Here is a 17,385-nt window from a genome sequence, read left to right on the forward strand (position 1 = left end):
CCGCCCGACGTGCTCGCGAAGACGGCAAATCCAGCAGCAGCAACGTATTTCAACGATGGCACGCGGATTGCATTTGCTTCATGGCACGGCGTCAGACCCACCGCCCCACAACCGGGCACATCCCAGCCGATGCGCTTGCCCATCAATGAAGGACGAAGTTTTCATGGTCGACGAAGAACAGCCCGAAGCGGTGGCGGACACGCCGGCGGAACGCCGCAGCCGCATGCCGCTGGTGATCGGCGCAGTGCTGCTGCTGGCGCTGGGTGGCGGCGGCTATCTGTGGCAATCGCACCGGGCCGGGCATGCCACGACCAAGGCGGCCGCGGTGGACCTCAGCAAGGCCGAACTCTATCTGCCGCTGGAGCCCGCGTTCGTGGTGAATTTTCGCGACGACGAATCGCTGCGCTATCTGCAGGTGGGGGTCACCTTGATGTCGCACGATCCCGATGCGATCAACGTGGCGAAGGCCGCCGATCCGGTGTTGCGCGACGGCCTGGTGGCGCTGTTCAGCAATCAGAAGTTCTCGATCATCAGCGATGCTGCCGGCCGCCAGAAGCTGCAGGAACAGGCGCTTGCCGTGGTGCGCAAGATCGTCCAGGCGCGGCTCGGCCGCCCCGGCATCGATGCGCTGTATTTCACCAGTTTCGTGATGCAGTGAGAGCCTGCTTATGGTCCCCAAGCACCCCGCGTTGTCATCGAGTGGCCCTCAGGTGGTAGTGCGTGGCGCAGCGCTTGACCGGCCGTCAGGTCAAGCCGCGCGCTGCCGCGTGGCGGCCACTCGATGGCAATCCCAGCACCTATCAAATCGGGGACCGGGTCTGTTTGCCCGCATGCCGGCGTCATCACTCAGTCGTGGACGGACGTCCACTCCTTCGTTCTTCCCTGGCCTGCACGCAAACAGCTCCCGGCACGGGGTGCTCGGAGAGCATAAACAGGCTCTGAGGATGCCGCGCCCATGAGCGACCTGCTTTCCCAGGACGAGATCGACGCGCTGCTCGATGGCGTCGCCGGCGGCTCGGTGAGCACCGGCAACGACGAGCCGTTGCCCGCCGATGCAGTGATCTCCTACGACTTCACCCAGCAGGACCGCATCGTGCGCGGCCGGCTGCCCACGCTGGAAATGGTCAACGACCGCTTCGCACGATTCTTCCGCACGGCCATCTTCAGCGTGCTGCGCAAGACCTGCGAGGTCTCCGTGCTGGGCGTCAAGATGGTGAAGTTTGCCGAGTACGTGCACGGCCTGGCGGTGCCCAGCAACCTCAACCTGGTACGCATCAAGCCGCTGCGCGGTACCGCGCTGGTGCTGTTCGAGCCGCGCCTGGTGTTTACCGTGATCGACAACTTCTTCGGCGGCGACGGCCGCTTCCACGCGCGTATCGAGGGCCGCGATTTCACTGCGACCGAGAGCCGGGTGATCCAGATCATGCTGGACGCCCTGTTCGGCGCGATGTCCGAGGCGTGGGCACCGGTGCTGGATCTGCAGTTCGAATACCTGAGTTCGGAAATCAACCCGCAGTTCGCCAACATCGTCAGCCCGACCGAAACGGTGGTGGTGTCGCGCTTCCACGTCGAGCTCGACGGCGGCGGCGGCGACATCAACCTGACCTTGCCGTACGCGATGGTCGAGCCGATCCGCAACCTGCTCGACGCCGGCGTGCAGAGTGACCGCGTCGACCGCGACGACCGCTGGGCCGAGATGCTGCATGAAGAAGTGCTCGATGCAGAGGTGGGCCTGAGCTCGCTGCTGCTGGAGAAGCAGCTGAGTCTGGGCGAGTTCCTGCACCTGCGTCCGGGCGATGTGATTCCGGTTCAGCTGCCCGAGCTGGCCACCGTCTACGCCGAGGATGTGCCGGTATTCCGCGGCCGCTACGGCCAGTCCAACGGCCGCAACGCCGTACGTTTCCATGTCCAGGCCGGCCGGCGCGAAAGGCGCACGGCCGGCGACCATTCCACAGAGAAGAATCCCGCATGATCCAGTCCACCGATGGTGCCTTCGCCGACGCCGGCGAGCGCGTTCAATTCGATCCGCTGCATGGTGCCGCCGCAGACGGCGGCGACGTCAACCTCGACATGATCCTCGATGTGCCGGTGACGCTGGCGATGGAGGTTGGGCGCACGCGCATCAGCATCCGCAACCTGCTGCAGCTGAACCAGGGTTCGGTGGTGGAGCTGGATCGCGCCGCCGGCGAGCCGCTGGATGTCTTCGTCAACGGCACGCTCGTGGCGCATGGCGAGGTGGTGGTGATCAACGAGAAGTTCGGCATCCGCCTGACCGACGTGATCAGCCCGGCCGAACGCGTGCGTAAGCTGCGCTGATGGTCGCCCTGGCCCTGATGCTTGCCGCGGCTCCGGCGGCGACGCCGGAGTTCAACGCGGCTGGCGAACTGGTGCGTGTCGTGCTTAGCCTGGTCGGCATCATCGGGCTGATCGTGGCGGCCGGCTGGCTGACCCGCCGCATGCAGCGCCGCCCCGGTGCAGCCGGGCGGCGCATCCGCTGCGTGGAAACATTCGCGGTAGGCGCGCGCGACCGGCTGCTGCTGCTGGACGCCGACGGCAAGCGCCTGCTGATCGGCATGGGTCCGGGCGGCATGCGCACGCTGCATGTCTACGACGGCACGCTGACCGAACCGGCCGTTGCGGAGCCGCCGGCCGTGGCACCGATACCGGCATTCGGCGAGCTGCTGGCCCGCTGGAAGCGCGGCTCATGAAGACATGGCGCTGGATCATCGCCGCGTTGCTGCTGGTGTTGCCGCTGGCGGCACTGGCGGCGCCGCCGGGCATTCCGCTGGTGAACGTGCAGAACGCGCCGGGCGGCGGCCAGAACTGGACGATGTCGCTGCAGGTGGTGGCGCTGATGACGGCGCTGACGCTGCTGCCGGCGATCGCGCTGATGATGACCTCGTTTACCCGCATCATCATCGTGCTCGGCTTTCTGCGCCAGGCGCTGGGTACGCAATCGACGCCGCCGAACCAGGTGCTGTTGGGGCTGGCGTTGTTCCTCACGTTGTTCGTGATGTCGCCGGTGCTCACGCGCGCCTACGACGATGGCGTGAAGCCGTATATGGACGGCCAGATCACCGCCGAGCAGGCGCTGCCTGCCGCGTCCGCACCGTTCAAGCGTTTCATGCTCGACCAGACCCGCGAGGCCGACCTGCAGCTGTTCACCCGGCTGGCAAAGGAAAAGCCCTATGCCAGCAAGGCCGATGTGCCGTTCAAGGTGGCGATGCCGGCGTTCCTCACCAGCGAGTTGAAGACCGCGTTCCAGATGGGCTTTCTGCTGTTCATCCCGTTCCTGATCATCGACCTAGTGGTGGCCAGCGTGCTGATGTCGATGGGCATGATGATGGTGTCGCCGATGATCATCTCGCTGCCGTTCAAGATCATGCTGTTCGTGCTGGTGGATGGGTGGACGCTGCTGCTGGGTACCTTGGCCGGGAGCTTCTACACATGATCGTGCGGGGTATCGCGATTGGACGGACCGTGGCTTTCGTAGGAGCCCGCTGGCGGGCGATGCCCTTGCTTGTTCCTGCATCCGGAGCGAAGAGCTTTCGTGCGCCTTTGGCGCCCGAGTCACTTTTCTCTTGTGTGGCCAAGAGAAAAGTAACCAAAAGAGAAGGCCACCCCGCTTGGCGCTTGCCGCCCATCCATGGGCGGCAAGTCCGTGAGCCGGGGCCGGGCTTTTCGACAGGGCATCCTGCCCTGGCGAAAAGGCATCGACATCCTTGTCGATGCCCGCTTCGCGGCCTGTCGACCCCGCCTCACCGCCGCACAGGGGCCCCAGGTAGAGCAGCGGGTCATCCTGCCCCGCACTCGGTGCGCAACGGCTGTGCCGCTGCGAAAGCGGAAGAGCATGTGGCTTCGTCGTTTCCCCCAATCCCCGTTCGCCCCAGCTTTTTGCGCGCTCGTGCCTCTGTTTTTGACTCTGCTGTTTCCGTCTTTGCTTTTGATCGAGCTCTTCCCGGAGTGCGCGCAGGATGCGCGCCGCTCTACCGGGGCTCCTGTGCGGCGGTGAGGGACGGACGACAGGCCCGCAGGGGGATCGGCAGGGATGCCGATCCTTTTTCGCCCGGACAGGAGTCCGGTCGAAAAACCCGGCCGGCCCTCACGGACTTGCCGGGCAGGAAGCCCGGCAAGCGCCAAGCGGGGTGTCGTTTTCTCTTGGTCACTTCTCTTTTGGACAAGCAAAAGAGAAGTGACTCGTCCTCCGCAGGAGGACGAAAGCGCTTCGCCCCAGATGCACAAACGAGCAGGAGCATCGCCCGCAAGCGGGCTCCTACAGGGAGTCTGCCATGACGCCTGAATCCATCATGGAGATCGGCCAGCACGCGCTGTACGTGGCGATGCTGGTGGCTGCGCCGCTGTTGCTGACCGCGCTGGCGGTGGGCTTGCTGGTGGGTGTGATCCAGGCGGCCACGCAGATCAACGAGATGACTTTGAGCTTCATCCCGAAGTTGATCGCGATGGCGCTGGTGGCGCTGATCACCGGGCCGTGGATGTTGCGTCTGCTGGTGCAGTACACCACCCAGTTGATCGAGAGCCTGCCCGGTGCGGTGAGATGACAGCACTGGATCTGGCGCAGTTGCCGATGTGGCTGGGCAGCCTGTTCTGGGCGATGGGGCGGGTGGCGGGACTGTTCCTGGTGGCGCCGGTGTTCAGCGCCACGGTGATTTCGGTGCGGATCCGCATCGGCCTGGTGGTGGTGCTGACCCTGGTGCTGGCGCCGCTGGCGCCGGCGACGATCGATCCGTTGAGCGGCGCCGGCGTGGCGACCATGGTGGGGCAGGTGCTGGTCGGCGCGGCGGTGGGTTTCGTGCTGAAGCTGGTGTTCGAGGCCGTCTCTTTCGGCGGCGAGCTGGTGGCGCAGAGCATGAGCCTGGGTTTTGCCGAGGTGGTCAATCCGCAGGCGGGCGGCAGCTCCACCGTGTTGAGCCAGTTTTACCTGTTGCTGGTGACTTTGTTGTTCCTCGCGATGGACGGCCACCTGCGCGTGATCGCGCTGCTCGCCGACAGTTTCCGCAGCCTGCCGCCGGGGATGCCGGCGATCGACGCGAACGCATTGCATGCCGTGGTCGGCTTCGGTGCGGAGCTGTTCTCCGGCGCGGTGCGCGTCGCGCTGCCGGCGATGACTTCGTTGCTGGTGGTGAACATCGGCTTTGCCGCGATCAGCCGTGCGGCACCGTCGATGAATCTTTTCGCGGTGGGTTTCCCGATCACCGTCTCGCTGGGCTTCATCGCGCTGTGGCTGGCGTTGCGCAGCCTGCCTGGCGCGTTCGAGGCGCTGCAGAACGATGCCTGGTCGATGATGCGCCATCTGCTGGGGAGCTGACGGCGATGTCGGACGACAGCGACCAGGAAAAAACCGAAGAACCCAGCGAAAAAAAGCTGCGCGAATCGCGCGAGAAGGGCGAGGTTCCGCGATCGCGCGACTTGTCCGGCGCGATCGTGGTGCTGGCCGGCGTGGCCGCGTTGATGAACAACGGGCAGAGCGCGTTCCTGCACGCCCGGCGCATCTTTGCGCTGGGCCTTGGCTACTCGCGCGAGGCGCTGTTTTCCGATGCCTTGCCCGGGCGCGCATTGCATGCGGCGATGCACGAGGCGTTCAACCTGTTCGCGCCGGTGGCGGTGGCCACGATGCTGGCCACGCTGGCCGCGCCGCTGCTGCTGGGCGGACTGAATTTCAGCGCGCAGGCATTGCAGCCGAAGTTCGAGCGGCTCGACCCGATCAAGGGGCTGGGCCGCATTTTCGCGATGCGCGGCCTGGTCGAGCTGGGCAAGGCATTGCTGAAGTTGCTCTTCATCGGTGCGGTGCTTGGCCTGCTGCTGCGGCACTGGCAGGACGAGCTGCAGGCCACCGGCCGTGGCTCGGTGGTGGCCGGCATCGCGCAGTCGATCGGTCTGCTCGGGCGCGCGGCATTGTGGTTCGGCTCGATGCTGGCGCTGATCGGCGGCATCGATGCGCTTTACCAGAAGTTCGACCACGCGAAGAACCTGCGCATGACCAAGCAGGAGATCCGCGACGAGATGAAGGAAAGCGAGGGCAACCCCGAGATGAAGGGGCGCATCCGCCAGGTGCAGCAGGCGCAGTCGCGCCGCCGCATGATGGAGGAATTGCCCAAGGCGGACGTCGTGGTGGTCAATCCCACGCACTTCGCCGTGGCGCTGCGCTACGACGACGGACGCATGGGTGCGCCGCGGGTGATCGCCAAGGGCGTCGACGTGCTGGCCCAGCAGATCCGCCTGGTGGCGGGCAGTCATCGCATCCCGATGGTCGAGTCGCCGCCGTTGGCACGCGCCTTGTATGCAACCACTGAACTGGGTCGGGAAATCCCCGCCGCGCTGTATGTGGCGGTGGCCCAGGTCCTGGCCTACGTCTACCAGCTGAAGCAAGCCGCGGCGCAGGGCGAGACACCACCGGCAGCGCCAACTCCTGAGGTCGATCCCGACCTGATGGGGCCTTACCGCGAATAACGACGAGTCAAATCCATGACGGGTGCAGACGTACTAGGCAATTTCAAACACCTGGCGCGACGTGGTGTTGGCGCTCCGGTGATGCTGCTGGTGATGCTGGCGATGCTGATGCTGCCGCTGCCGCCGTTTCTGCTCGACATGCTGTTCAGCTTCAACATCGCCCTGTCGCTGGTGATCCTGCTGGCGGTGGTCTACGTGATGCGCCCGCTGGAATTCGCTGCGTTCCCCACCGTGGTGCTGATGGCCACCTTGCTGCGGCTGGCGCTGAACATCGCCTCCACCCGCGTGGTGCTGTTGCACGGACATGACGGCCCCGGCGCTGCCGGCAAGGTGATCGAGGCATTCGGCGAGTTCGTGATCGGCGGCAATTTCGCGGTCGGCCTGGTGGTGTTCGCGATCATCACCATCATCAACTTCGTGGTGATCACCAAGGGCGCCACCCGCGTGTCCGAAGTGACCGCGCGCTTCACCCTCGATGCCATGCCCGGCAAGCAGATGGCGATCGATGCCGATCTCAACGCCGGCCTGCTGACCCAGGAGCAGGCGCGCGAGCGCCGCCAGGAGGTGCGCGAGGAGGCCGACTTCTACGGCTCGATGGACGGTGCGTCCAAGTTCGTGCGCGGCGACGCCACCGCCGGCATCCTGATCCTGATCATCAACATCGTCGGCGGTTTCTTCGTCGGCGTGATGCAGCATGGCCTGTCGGCAAGCGAAGCGGCCAAGACCTATACCTTGCTGACCATCGGCGACGGCCTGGTGGCGCAGGTACCGGCGCTGATGCTGTCGGTGGCCGCGGCGATCATCGTCACCCGCGTGTCCAAGTCGCAGGACATGGGCAAACAGGTGATCGGCCAGGTGTTCGGCCAGCCGCGCGCGCTGGGCGTGGCGGCGGCGGTGCTGATCGTGATGGGCGTGATCCCCGGCATGCCGAACGTGGCGTTCCTGCTGCTTGGCGCGGCCTGCGCCGGTGCCGCGTGGCTGCTGTTCAAGCGCGAACGCGATACCCGCACCAAGCTGGCCGAGTCGGTCGCCGCCGCGCCCGCGCCCGCCACGCCGGCTGAGCGGCTGGAACTGGGCTGGGAAGACGTCGCCAGCGTCGATCCGCTGGGGCTGGAGGTCGGCTACCGGCTGATCCCGCTGGTCGACGTGCACCAGGGCGGCGAGTTGATGGGGCGGATCAAGTCGGTGCGCCGCAAGCTGTCGCAGGAGCTGGGCTTTCTGGTCCCGGCGGTGCATATCCGCGACAACCTGGATCTCGGCCCGAACACTTACCGGATCACCTTGATGGGCGTGCCGATGGGCGAAGCCGACGTGCACAACGAACGCCTGATGGCGATCAATCCCGGCCAGGTGCACGGCAGCTTGCAAGGCATCCCCACGCAGGACCCGGCGTTCGGGCTGGAAGCGGTGTGGATCGAGGTGGGCCAGCGCGAGCTGGCGCAGAGTTACGGCTACACCGTGGTCGACCCGGCCACGGTGATCGCCACCCACCTGTCGCACATCTTGCAAGGCCACGCGCACGAGCTGCTCAGCCATCAGGACGCGCAGCAGCTGCTGGACCGGCTCGCCGCCACGGCGCCGAAGCTGGTCGAGGACCTGGTGCCCAAGCGGCTGTCGCTGGGCGTGGTGGTCAAGGTGCTGCAGAACCTGCTGGCCGAGCGGGTGCCGATCCGCAACATGCGCAGCATCGTCGAATCCTTGGCGGAGCACGCCGGGCAGAGTCAGGATCCCGGCGTTCTGACCGCCGCCGTGCGCGTGGCGCTGGGCCGGCAGATCCTGCAGGAGATCACCGGACTGGGCACCGAGGTGCCGGTGATCACGCTGGCGCCCGAGCTCGAACAGATCCTGCTCGGCTCGCTGGCCAGCGGTGGCGGAGTGGCCGGCGCCGCGGTGGAACCGGGCCTGGCCGACCGCCTGCAGCAGAGCGTGGCCGACGCCGCGCGCCGGCAGGAATTGAGCGGCGAACCCGCGGTTTTGCTGGTCGCGCCGCTGTTGCGGCCTTGGCTCGCGCGGTTCACCCGCCATGTGGCACAGAACCTGCACGTACTCGCCTACAACGAAGTGCCCGACAACCGTCGGGTGCGACTGGTACAGGCCCTAGGTCGATGAAAAGCCGGGAATCGGGAATCGGGAATAGGGAATCGGAAAGGCAAATGACGCCGCGATCGTGCGGCGCCCCTGTTTTTGACGATTTCCGATCCACCATTCCCGATTCCCGCTCCCGGAGCAAGCAATGAAGATCAAGCGATTTGTCGCAGCCGACATGCGTCAGGCGATGCGCGAAGTGCGCGAGGAGCAGGGGCCCGAAGCGGTGATCCTGTCCACTCGCCGCATGGAGGACGGCATCGAGGTGATCGCCGCCATCGACTACGACGAAGCGTTGATGCGCGAAGCGTCCCGCCACGGCGCGCCGGCGGAGACGCCGCCGGCCGACAGAAGCGAGCCGACGCTTCACGTCGCGTCCGAGCCGGTCGCGCGCGCGCCGCGGGCTTCGGCCGCGCCAGTCGCGGCAGCGGCCGAACCGCCGGGCATGCGACCGCTGATGGAGCGTGCCGCGCAGGACACCGCGCAGCTGCGCAGCGAACTGGGCAGCATGCGCGAGATGCTGGAAATGCAGCTGTCCAGCCTCGCCTGGAACGACATGGAGCGGCGCCAGCCGCTGCGTGCGCGTGTACTGCGCGAGATGACCCGTCTGGGCATCGAGGCGGATGTGGCGCGCGCGCTGGTCGACGAACTGCCCGACCAGATCAACGCCGAGCAGGCGCGCTACCTGCCGCTGGGCATGCTCAGCCGCCATCTGGCGGTGAGCGGACGCGGCTTGCACGGCGACGACCGCGGCATCACCGCGCTGGTGGGTCCCACCGGCGTGGGCAAGACCACCACCATCGCCAAGCTGGCTGCCCGCGCGGTGATGCGTCACGGTGCCGACCAGGTGGCGCTGGTCAGCACCGATCATTACCGCATCGGCGCTGCCGCCCAGCTGGAACATTACGGACGCCTGCTCGGCGTGCGCGTCTACCCCGCCTACGACGCGGAAAGCCTGCGCAAGGTGCTGGAGATGCTGCGCAGCCGCCACACGGTGCTGATCGATACCGCCGGCGTGGCCGGCAGCGATCCGCGCCTCACGCAGCAACTGGAAATTCTGGCCGATGCCAGCGAACTGCGCGCCTGCCTGGTGCTGGCCGCCAACGCGCAATCGCAATCGCTGGACGATGCGGTGCGCGCTTATCTGCCGCTGAAGCCGCACGCCTGCATCCTGACCAAACTCGACGAGGCACCGAGCCTGGGCGGCGCGCTGTCGGTGCTGATCCGTCACCGGCTGCCGCTGGACTACACCACCGACGGCCAGCGAGTGCCCGAGGACATCGCCACGGCGGATGCGCGCGTGCTGGTCTGCCGCGCCGCGCAGTCGGCGAGGAGCCACGCACCCGACGAAAGCCTGATGGCCGAGCGTTTCGGCCTCGCCGTGGCAAGCGCATGAACGGAGTACTTGCAATGGATCAGGCGTCGGGACTGATGCACATGTTGTCGAACATGGTCGGCCGCGGCACGCCGCCGCCGGCGGTGGCCGGCGACCACCAGGCCAGCAGCCTGCTGGCCACCGCGCCGGCCGCGCGCCGGCATTGCCGCGCGATCGCCGTGGCCGGCGGCAAAGGCGGCGTCGGCAAGAGCACCGTGGCGGTGAACCTGGGCATGTCGCTGTCGATGGCTGGCCGCGACGTGATGCTGCTGGATGCCGACATGGGGCTGGCCAACGTCGACGTGATGCTGGGCCTCACGCCATCGCGCCATATCGGCCATCTGCTCGACGGCGACTGCACGCTGGAAGAACTGCTGATGCCGGCGCCGCGCGGCCTGCAAGTGGTACCGGCCGGTTCCGGCACGCGCCGCCTGGCGCAGCTGGACAACGGCGAACATGCGGCGATCATCCGCGCGTTCGACGAGCTGGCGCGGCCGCCGGAATTCCTGCTGGTGGATACCGCCGCCGGCCTGTCCGACAACGTGACGATGTTTGCCGCCGCGGCCTCCGAGGTGATCCTGGTGGTGTGCGACGAACCGGCTTCGCTGACCGACGCGTATGGGTTGACCAAGGTGCTCAGCCGCGACTTCGGCGTGCGCCGCATACGCATGGTCGCCAACATGGTGCGCAACGAGGGCGACGCGCGCCAGTTGCACCAGAAGCTGGCGCGGGTCAGCGACCGCTTCCTCGACGTGGTGATCGATTTCAGCGGATGGGTGCCGCACGACGAACGTCTGCGCCAGGCCATTCGCAGGCAGTGCGCGGTCGTCGATCTGTGGCCATCGAGCCAATCGGCGCTGGCATTCAAGAATTTGGCTGGTGCGGTCGATAAATGGGCGGAACCCGACCGCGCAGGTCTCGACCGGATCGCCTTCTTTGGTGGCCGGACCACACCGGCCAGTGGGGTCCCGAGATGAGTGTCGCTTCGGAATATCTGCAAGTCTCCCGCGAAAGCGCCGACGAACTGGTACGTCGGCACGCGCCGCTGGTTCGGCGGATCGCCTATCACCTGATGGGGCGGTTGCCTGCCAGCGTCGACGTGGGGGACCTCATTCAGGCGGGAATGATCGGTTTGCTGGAAGCATCGCGCCACTTCGCCCTCGATCGGGGGGCCAGCTTCGAGACGTATGCGGGTATCCGCATACGTGGCGCCATGCTGGACGAATTGCGCCGCACCGACTGGACCCCGCGTTCGGTCCATCGCAAGGCCCGCGAGGTGGCCGAGGTGATCCGCCAGATCGAGACCGAGACGGGTGCCGAGGCGGACGACGCGGAAGTGATAAGGCGACTCGGGATCAGCGCGGAGGAGTACCACCAGGTGCTCGCCGACGCGGCCTGCGTGCGTCTGCTCAGCCTGACCGCGTCGGACGACAGCGAGGAGAGCGGGGTACTCGACGTGGCCGACGAAAGCGGCCTGAGCCCGCACGAGAACATCGAGCGCGACGGCATGCGCGACGCTCTGGCCGAGGCGATCGGCGCCCTGCCGGAGCGAGAACAGTTGGTGATGTCGCTGTATTACGAGCAGGAGCTGAACCTGAAGGAGATCGGCGCCGTGCTGGGCGTGAGCGAGTCGCGCGTGTGCCAGATCCACGGCCAGGCGGTCATCCGGCTTCGATCGAGGCTTACCGGCTGGCGTGGTTGACCGAGCGGCATCCAGAAATCCCGGAATGAATTCCCGAGGCTGCGCAGTGGCCTGTATTGCATGTGGAGAGAGCGTTTGGACAAGAACATGAAAATCCTGGTGGTGGACGACTTTTCCACCATGCGGCGAATCGTCCGCAACCTGCTGGTCGAGCTGGGTTTCAGCAACCCGCTGATCCAGGAAGCCGACGACGGCGAGAGCGCGATCGCGATGTTGCGCAGCCTGCCATTCGACCTGGTCGTCACAGACTGGAACATGCCCAACATGACTGGCATCGACCTGCTGCGCGCGATCCGTGCGGAAGGCGCGCTGAAAGGCTTGCCGGTACTGATGGTCACGGCCGAGAACAACCGCGACCAGATCATCGCGGCGGCGCAGGCCGGCGTGAACGGCTATATCGTCAAGCCGTTCACCGCAATCACCCTCAAGGAAAAGCTCACCAAGATATTCGAGCGGATCGCTGCCAGCGGAGCCAGCGCATGAACGTCATTTCGCCCCTCGCCATCGACGACTCGCTGCCCGCCGAACTGCGCGATCTGCTGAACAGCCCCGATGGCCTTGCGTTCGAACAGGCGCTGGACGTGATGGTGCGCCAGCGCGAGCAGCGCCTGTTCCGCGCCCTGGGCCAGCTCGCGCGGGACCTGCACAATGCCGTGCGCCGGCTCGGCGGCGACCTGGCGCAGGACGGCGTGCCAGGCAGCGTCGCCGACGCTCGCCAGCATCTGCAGGACGCGCTGGAAATGAGCGCGCAAGCTGCCCACCGCAGTCTCGATTTCGCCGAACGCATGCGGCCCCAGGCCGAGTCGCTGGCGCACAACGCGGGCGAGGTTCTGGAGTGGACCAACGGCAACGACGCCGCCGCCGTGCTGGCGCGCGAAGCCGTGGAGTTCGCCGGCAACTGCCGCGACGGCCTCGCCGACATGGTGCTGGCGCAGTCGTGGCAGGACCTCACCGGCCAGCGCATCAAGAAGGTCGCCAGCTTCATCGGCACGGTCGAATCGTCGCTGCTGGAACTGGTGCGGCTGACCGGCGCACTGGCCGGCAGCGAGGCGCCGGCCAGTGTGGAAAAGGTATCCAGCCAGGACGACGCCGACCGCCTGCTCAGCGAATTCGGGTTTTGAGGAGAGCCTGCTTATGGTCCCCAAGCACCCCGCGTTGTCATGGCAATCCCAGCACCTGTCAATTCGGGGGGCGGGTCTGTTTGCCATAAAGGCAGGGCCGCGATGAATGCGGAATTCGATCTGGAGCTGCGCCAGGATTTTCTGGTCGAGGCCGGCGAGCTGTTGCAGCGGCTCGGCGAGCAACTGGTCGGACTGGAAACGGCGCCGGGCGACAGCGAGCTGCTGAATGCCGTGTTCCGCGCATTTCACACGGTCAAGGGCGGCGCCGGCTTCCTGGCGCTGGACCCGATGGTGGTGCTGTGCCACCACGCCGAAGATCTGCTCAACGAGGCCCGCAACGGCAACGTGGTGCTCGGCACCGGCCATATGGACGCGCTGCTGGAGGCGCTGGACCTGCTCAACGACATGATGGCCGCGGTGAGTGCGGACGCGCCGCTGAGCATGCCACCTGCTGCTCTGCTGACCTCACTACTGCCGCGAGCACCAGCGCCGGTGACCGCCGTGATGCCGACGCCGGCGGCACCTGCGGCAGAAGGCGCCGCGATCGACGACAGCGAATTCGAGGCCTTGCTGGACAGCATGTACGGCACCGCCGCGCCCGGCAGCATGCCGCCGGTCGTGCCGCCGGCCGCGCCAAGCGCGAATTCGGGGATCGACGACGACGAGTTCGAGGCCTTGCTGGACGCACTGCACGGCAAGGGCGGCCAGCCCGTCGCCGCACCCACGGCACCCGTTGCAACCGCGGCGCCCGCACCGGAAAACGTGCCGGCCGCTGCCGCGGCGCGCCACGCGGTGCCGGTGGAAAACACCGTGCGGGTGGATACCGCCCGGCTCGACGTGCTGGTCAATCACGCCGGCGAACTGGTGCTGGTGCGCAACCGGCTGCTCAGCCTGGCCGCGCGCGACGGCAGCGAGGCGCTGGTGGCCGCCGCCGGCGAACTGGACCGCATCGCCGACGCATTGCAGACCGCCGTGATGGGCATGCGCATGCAGCCGGTAGGGCGCCTGTTCCAGCGCTTTCCGCGCATCGTGCGCGATCTGGCCCGCCAGCTCGGCAAGGACGTGGAGCTGGTGCTGGAAGGCGAGGGCACCGACCTCGACCGCAGCCTGGTCGAGGCGCTGGCCGATCCGTTGATCCACCTGCTGCGCAACGCGCTGGACCATGGCGTCGAAATGCCCGCCGAACGCGAACTCGGCGGCAAGCCCCGCAAGGGGCGCATCTGCCTGTCGGCCAGCCAGCGCGGCGAGCGCATCGTGATCTCGGTTAGCGACGACGGTCGCGGCATGGATCCGGAGGTCCTGCGCCGCAAGGCGGTGGAGAAGGGCGTAATCGATCCGGCGCATGCTGCGCGGCTGACCGAAAGCGAATGCTACGAATTGATCTTCCGCCCCGGCTTCAGCACTGCCGCGACGGTCTCCGACATCTCCGGCCGCGGCGTCGGCATGGACGTGGTGAAGACGCGCGTGGCCGAACTCGGCGGCACCTTGCAGGTGCACTCCCGCCGTGGCCACGGCAGCGAACTGGAACTGACCGTGCCGCTGACCCTGGCGGTGCTGCGCGTGCTGATGGTGCGGGTGGAGGCGCGCCTGCTGGCGCTGCCGCTGAGCAACGTGGAAGAGGTCTTCGAGCTTGTCGACGGACAGGATCGCCTGCTGGATGGCCGTCTGGTCGCCCAGCATCGCGGCCGCGCGCTGCCGCTGGCCGATCTGGGCGGCTGGACCGGTGCTTCGGGAACGGGCCGCCATGTGGTGGTGGTGCACATCGGCCACCAGCGGCTGGGCTGCCTGGTGCACGAAGTGCTGGGTCGCGAGGACGTCATCGTCAAGCCGCTGGGTCCGCTGTTCGCCGATGTCTCGGGCATCGCCGGCGCCACCGTCACCGGCGACGGCCGGCTGGCCCTGGTGATGGATCTGGCGGGCCTGGCCGGCGGTGCCGGGCAATGGCTCACTTCATTGCAACCGGCCGGCTGACCGTCATGGATATCGTAAGCATCATCGGCACGATCCTGGGCTTCGTGGTGATCATCGTCGGTACCGTGCTGAAGGGTTCCACGGTGGGTGCGCTGTGGAATCCCGCGGCCTTCGTCATCGTGTTCTTCGGCACGCTGGCCGCCTTGCTGGTGCAGAACCAGGGCAAGGTGCTCAAGCATGCGTTGTCGATGATGCGGATGATTTACCAGCCGCCGGCGCATCAGCCCACCGACCTGATCAGCCGCATCGTGGGCTGGAGCGAGATCTCCCGCCGGCAGGGCCTGCTCGGGCTGGAGCCGCAGATCGAGGCGGAAACCGATCCGTTCATCAGCAAGGGTCTGCAACTGCTGGTCGACGGCAGTGAGCCGGATGCCATCCGCGGCGTGCTGGAAGTGGACCTGGATACCCGTGAAGCGATCGATCTGGCGGGCGCCAAGGTGTATGAGAACGCCGGCATCTACGCGCCCACGCTGGGCATCATCGGCGCGGTGATGGGGTTGATGGCGGTGATGCAGAACCTGGCCGATCCCAGCAAGCTCGGCCACGGCATCGCGGCGGCATTCGTGGCGACCATCTACGGCGTGGCGCTGGCCAACATGTTCATGCTGCCGATGTCGGCGCGACTCAAGGGGCTGGTGGGCAAGCAGACCAGGATGCGCGAAATCCTGATCGAAGGCCTGGTGTCGATCGCCCAGGGCGACAACCCGCGGCAGATCGAGGCGCGCCTGCAGGGTTACGTCGCATGAGAAAACACAAACATGAGGAACACACCAATCACGAGGCATGGGCGATCCCCTATGCCGACCTGATGACTTTGCTGCTGGCGTTTTTCGTGGTGATGTACGCGGTGTCGGTGGTCAACGAAGGCAAGTTCCGGGTGATGTCCGAATCCCTGATCGAGGCGTTCAACGGCTCCAGCCACGTGATTGCGCCACTTCCGCCGACGCAGGTCCGGCCGCACAACGTCAGCCCGTCGATAGCCGCGCCGGCCGGCCAGCCCGGCTCGTCCATCGTGCCGATCGCGGTGCCGATTCCGCCGCACCCGGTGCCGATGCAGGGAGGCAAGGGGCGCGAAGCGGGGCATCCGGCCAGCCAGCAGGAGAACCTGGGGCGCATCGAGGACCAGGTGCGCAAGGCGTTGCAGCCGCTGATCGACCGCAAGCAGGTGATCGTGCGGCTCACGCCGGACTGGCTGGAGATCGAGATCCGCACCGACATCCTGTTCCCCAGTGGCGTGGCCCAGCTGTCGGCACCGGCCAATGCGGTGCTGCGCGATCTGGCGACGATCCTGGCGCGCTTCCCCAATCCGCTGCGGGTGGAGGGTTTTACCGACGACGTGCCGATCAACACCCCGCTCTATCCGTCGAACTGGGAGCTGTCCGCGGCGCGCGCGGCCAGCGTGGCGCGGCTATTCGCCTTGAGCGGCGTCGTGGCGGACCGGCTCGGCATCATCGGCTGGGGCGAGGTGCGGCCGAAGGCCGACAACGCCACGGTCGAAGGCCGCAACCAGAATCGGCGGGTGCTGGTGGTGGTGATGAGCAATCGCACGGCACCGAAACGCGACCAGCGCGATCCCCAGGGCGTCGCCGAAATCGCGGCGCTGGAGAAACCACCGACGCCGGCGTCCGACCTGCTGCCCACCGTAAGCGTGCAAGGCATCGGCACCGCGTCGCCGGAGGTCGCCCATGACGGTGGCGCGGCCGACGAGCCGGAGCGTCCGGTATCGGCGTCCCTCGCCAAGGAACGACCCGACGGCCTGTCCCGTCATGCCAGCTCGATCCGATGAAACCGATGCCCTTGTCAGCCGATTGTGGAGTTCATGCATGAGCGCTCTCGTTTCCGCGATCGATCAGGGTGGTCAGCACTGGCTGTCATTCCGCATCGGCACGCAGTTGTATGCGGCACCCCTGGTCGACGTGAGCGAGGTGATTCGCGACGGCGACATCACGCCGGTCCCGGGCGCCGCGGCCGACTTGCTGGGCGTGCGCCATCTGCGCGGGCGCATCGTGCCGGTGCTGGACGGGCGCAGGCGGCTGGGACTTCCGGCGCTGCCGCCGGTCGATCCGGCGACGGTGCGCATCGTGATGCTGACCCATGCCGGCCAGCTGGCCGGCGTGCAGGTGGACGCGGTCGGAGAATTGTTGTGCAGTGACGGCATCGACATCGCACCGCCGCCTCCGGGCCGGGCCAGCCGCCCCGATGACCCGGTCGGCGGCGTACTCTCCTGGCAAGGTGGCTTCGTGGCATTGCTCGACGTCCGTCAACTGTGCCGGTTCGGTGGAGAGGGTAATCATGTGGCTTGAAACGGGGATGGCGGTCCTGCTGCTGCTGGCGCTGGCGCAGTCGGCCCTGCTGGTCCATTTGTGGCGGCAGTCGCGCCAGCTGCAGCAGCGCATCGATGCGCTGTCGCACGGTGCGGTCCGCGGCTTTACCGATGTGCCCACCGCGATGCTGGTGACGGCGCTGGGGCGGCTGGAACGGCAGGTGGGTTTGATCGAACGGCAGCCGCAGCCCGAGCGACAGTCCTACGAGCTGGCCCAGCGGCTGGCGCGCGAAGGCGCCGGTGTGGAACAGCTGATCAGCCAATGCGGCCTGTCGCGCGACGAGGCGAAACTGATACTGCAGATGCATCCGGTCAGCCCGTAGGGAACGGCCTGAATAAG

At 67.0% G+C, this 17,385-nt stretch carries 19 protein-coding genes; all 19 read left to right on the forward strand.

The window, feature by feature from the left end; translation table 11 throughout:
• Positions 1 to 163 precede the first annotated feature (163 nt).
• Positions 164 to 658, forward strand: coding sequence for a flagellar basal body-associated FliL family protein (locus ACFPPB_RS03985; RefSeq protein WP_377324641.1), 495 nt, complete (start codon positions 164 to 166; stop codon positions 656 to 658).
• A 297-nt stretch (positions 659 to 955) separates the two neighbouring features.
• Positions 956 to 1,972: a flagellar motor switch protein FliM gene (fliM, locus tag ACFPPB_RS03990; RefSeq protein WP_377324643.1), complete on the forward strand. Its 1,017-nt coding sequence runs from the start codon at positions 956 to 958 to the stop codon at positions 1,970 to 1,972.
• Entirely contained in the window at positions 1,969 to 2,316 is a 348-nt protein-coding gene (gene fliN / locus ACFPPB_RS03995; RefSeq protein WP_377324645.1) for a flagellar motor switch protein FliN, read from the forward strand. The genes fliM and fliN overlap by 4 nt, the downstream gene beginning before the upstream one ends.
• A complete protein-coding gene (locus ACFPPB_RS04000) occupies positions 2,316 to 2,708 on the forward strand; it encodes a FliO/MopB family protein (RefSeq protein WP_377324647.1) in 393 nt (130 codons plus the stop codon). Before fliN ends, ACFPPB_RS04000 begins: the two co-directional genes overlap by 1 nt.
• Positions 2,705 to 3,451, forward strand: coding sequence for a flagellar type III secretion system pore protein FliP (gene fliP, locus ACFPPB_RS04005; protein ID WP_377324649.1), 747 nt, complete (start codon positions 2,705 to 2,707; stop codon positions 3,449 to 3,451). The genes ACFPPB_RS04000 and fliP overlap by 4 nt, the downstream gene beginning before the upstream one ends.
• A gap of 838 nt (positions 3,452 to 4,289) precedes the next feature.
• Positions 4,290 to 4,559, forward strand: coding sequence for a flagellar biosynthesis protein FliQ (gene fliQ, locus ACFPPB_RS04010; protein ID WP_140653449.1), 270 nt, complete (start codon positions 4,290 to 4,292; stop codon positions 4,557 to 4,559).
• On the forward strand, positions 4,556 to 5,326 hold the full coding sequence (gene fliR, locus ACFPPB_RS04015; protein WP_377324651.1) for a flagellar biosynthetic protein FliR: 771 nt from the start codon (positions 4,556 to 4,558) through the stop codon (positions 5,324 to 5,326). Before fliQ ends, fliR begins: the two co-directional genes overlap by 4 nt.
• 5 nt (positions 5,327 to 5,331) lie before the next feature.
• Positions 5,332 to 6,468 (forward strand): flagellar biosynthesis protein FlhB, encoded by a 1,137-nt coding sequence (gene flhB, locus ACFPPB_RS04020; protein WP_377324653.1) that lies wholly within the window; start codon positions 5,332 to 5,334, stop codon positions 6,466 to 6,468.
• A gap of 15 nt (positions 6,469 to 6,483) precedes the next feature.
• A complete protein-coding gene (gene flhA, locus ACFPPB_RS04025; protein ID WP_377324655.1) occupies positions 6,484 to 8,577 on the forward strand; it encodes a flagellar biosynthesis protein FlhA in 2,094 nt (697 codons plus the stop codon).
• A 124-nt stretch (positions 8,578 to 8,701) separates the two neighbouring features.
• The gene (gene flhF / locus ACFPPB_RS04030; RefSeq protein WP_377324657.1) at positions 8,702 to 9,949 is read left to right on the forward strand and encodes a flagellar biosynthesis protein FlhF; all 1,248 of its coding nucleotides are present in this window, start codon (positions 8,702 to 8,704) and stop codon (positions 9,947 to 9,949) included.
• Positions 9,946 to 10,905 (forward strand): MinD/ParA family ATP-binding protein, encoded by a 960-nt coding sequence (locus ACFPPB_RS04035; RefSeq protein WP_377324659.1) that lies wholly within the window; start codon positions 9,946 to 9,948, stop codon positions 10,903 to 10,905. Before flhF ends, ACFPPB_RS04035 begins: the two co-directional genes overlap by 4 nt.
• Positions 10,902 to 11,630, forward strand: coding sequence for an RNA polymerase sigma factor FliA (locus ACFPPB_RS04040; protein WP_377324661.1), 729 nt, complete (start codon positions 10,902 to 10,904; stop codon positions 11,628 to 11,630). Before ACFPPB_RS04035 ends, ACFPPB_RS04040 begins: the two co-directional genes overlap by 4 nt.
• Before the next feature lie 75 nt (positions 11,631 to 11,705).
• Complete coding sequence (locus tag ACFPPB_RS04045; RefSeq protein WP_072757874.1) at positions 11,706 to 12,113, forward strand: chemotaxis response regulator CheY; 408 nt, start codon at positions 11,706 to 11,708, stop codon at positions 12,111 to 12,113.
• Positions 12,110 to 12,751 (forward strand): protein phosphatase CheZ, encoded by a 642-nt coding sequence (locus ACFPPB_RS04050; protein WP_377324663.1) that lies wholly within the window; start codon positions 12,110 to 12,112, stop codon positions 12,749 to 12,751. The genes ACFPPB_RS04045 and ACFPPB_RS04050 overlap by 4 nt, the downstream gene beginning before the upstream one ends.
• Positions 12,752 to 12,853: 102 nt before the next feature.
• Positions 12,854 to 14,722: a chemotaxis protein CheA gene (locus tag ACFPPB_RS04055; protein WP_377324664.1), complete on the forward strand. Its 1,869-nt coding sequence runs from the start codon at positions 12,854 to 12,856 to the stop codon at positions 14,720 to 14,722.
• A gap of 5 nt (positions 14,723 to 14,727) precedes the next feature.
• Complete coding sequence (locus ACFPPB_RS04060) at positions 14,728 to 15,468, forward strand: flagellar motor protein (protein WP_377324666.1); 741 nt, start codon at positions 14,728 to 14,730, stop codon at positions 15,466 to 15,468.
• Entirely contained in the window at positions 15,465 to 16,508 is a 1,044-nt protein-coding gene (gene motD, locus ACFPPB_RS04065) for a flagellar motor protein MotD (protein ID WP_377324668.1), read from the forward strand. The genes ACFPPB_RS04060 and motD overlap by 4 nt, the downstream gene beginning before the upstream one ends.
• 37 nt (positions 16,509 to 16,545) lie before the next feature.
• Positions 16,546 to 17,025 carry a chemotaxis protein CheW gene (locus tag ACFPPB_RS04070; protein ID WP_377324670.1) on the forward strand — a complete coding sequence of 160 codons (480 nt, stop codon included), beginning with the start codon at positions 16,546 to 16,548 and terminating at the stop codon, positions 17,023 to 17,025.
• Complete coding sequence (locus ACFPPB_RS04075) at positions 17,015 to 17,368, forward strand: DUF2802 domain-containing protein (protein WP_377324672.1); 354 nt, start codon at positions 17,015 to 17,017, stop codon at positions 17,366 to 17,368. Before ACFPPB_RS04070 ends, ACFPPB_RS04075 begins: the two co-directional genes overlap by 11 nt.
• The last annotated feature ends 17 nt before the right edge of the window (positions 17,369 to 17,385 follow it).

Source organism: Rhodanobacter terrae (assembly GCF_042657005.1).
Classification (GTDB): domain Bacteria; phylum Pseudomonadota; class Gammaproteobacteria; order Xanthomonadales; family Rhodanobacteraceae; genus Rhodanobacter; species Rhodanobacter terrae.